Annotated in this window: 1 protein-coding gene; it reads right to left on the reverse strand. The window is 48.6% G+C overall.

What is annotated here, in order from left to right; all coding sequences use genetic code 11:
- On the reverse strand, positions 1 to 1,621 hold a 1,621-nt coding region (locus IBX48_RS10505; RefSeq protein ID WP_296834367.1), incomplete at both ends, for a glutamine--fructose-6-phosphate aminotransferase.

Consider the following 1,621-nt stretch of genomic DNA (forward strand, 5'->3'; position numbering starts at 1 on the left):
GCGATAACAGGGATATTTTCATCTATTAACGCTAATGGGCCGTGTTTGAGTTCACCTGCCGGATAGGCTTCGGCATGGATGTAGCTGATTTCTTTTAGTTTTAACGCGGCTTCCATTGCAATTGGGTACATGCTGCCACGCCCTAAGAATATCGCGCTGCTTTTGGTGGAAATATGATTGGCGAGTTCTTTAATGCCATCTTCACTTTGTAACGCTTTTGCCACCAGGCCTGGTAGTGCATGCAGGCCTTTAACGATTAAGGCTTCACGACTAGAGTCTAGGCGTTTTTGGATTTTGCCTATTACGCATAGCAATAAGGCTAAGGCGACTAATTGGGTGGTAAAGGCTTTGGTGGAGGCGACACCAATTTCCGGACCGGCTTGGGTTAGGAAGGTCATGTCTGATTCGCGGGTTAGGCTGGATTCGGCTACGTTGCAGATGGTTAATGTGGGGATGTTTAGGGTTTTGGTGACGTTTTCACCCTCACCCCGACCCTCTCCCATCAAGGGAGAGGGGGAAAAACGGAATTGTTTGATTTGTTGCAGGGCGGCTAGGGTGTCGGCGGTTTCGCCGGATTGGCTTAGTGTGACGAATAGCGTATTGTCTTGCACGACTGGGTTACGGTAGCGGTATTCGCTGGCGACTTCGACCTGACAGGCTAAGCCGATAATATCTTCAAACCAATATTTCGCCACCAGGCCTGCATGATAGCTGGTGCCGCAGGCGATAATTTGGACTTGCTTGATCGTGCTGAAATGCTCTTGCGCTTGATAACCAAAGGCGTTAGCTAATACTTCTGTTTTGGTAACGCGCCCTTCTAGTGTGTCGATAATGGCTTGCGGCTGCTCGAAAATCTCTTTATGCATGTAGTGACGATGCTCACCCAATTCGACTGAAGCGGCGCTTAAGCTGGACTGTTTAACTTCACGCTCAACAGGTTGGCCGTCTACATTATAAATTTCTACGGTCTGCCGTGTGATTTGAGCGGTATCACCCTCTTCCAAGAAGATAAAGTTTTGCGTGACAGGCAATAAAGCCGACACATCGGATGCAATAAAGTGTTCGCCGATACCGATACCGATGACTAAAGGACTGCCTTTGCGTGCGACCACTAGAGTGTCGGGGTTTTGCTTGTCGATTATGGCAAGCGCGTAGGCGCCTTTTAGGGTTTTTATTGTGGTTTGTAGGGCGATGAGTAGGATTGAGTCTTGCGATTCACCCTCCCCCTGCCCCCTCCCATCAAGGGAGGGGGAAAGCAATTGTAAATTTTGGTGAATAGCGTGTGCGATAACTTCGGTATCGGTTTGGGATGTGAAACGATAACCTTGTTCAAGTTGTTCAGTCTTTAGCTGCTGGTAGTTTTCAATAATACCGTTATGAACGATTGCAACACGATTATTACAAATGTGTGGGTGCGCATTGTTTTCGACTGGTGCGCCGTGGGTTGCCCAACGTGTGTGGGCAATACCTATATGGCCGGTGAAGTCTTCAACCTCACCCTGACCCTCGCCCGCTTTAGGCGTTTCTTCGATTCCCATCAAGGGAGAGGGGGATTGGATATGATTTATTTTTTGTTCGAGGTTTTGGATTTTGCCTATTGCGCGGACGCGGCTTAACTGTT

Origin of the sequence: Thiomicrospira sp., assembly GCF_014859555.1 — a bacterium.
Taxonomy (GTDB): Bacteria; Pseudomonadota; Gammaproteobacteria; order Thiomicrospirales; family Thiomicrospiraceae; genus Thiomicrospira.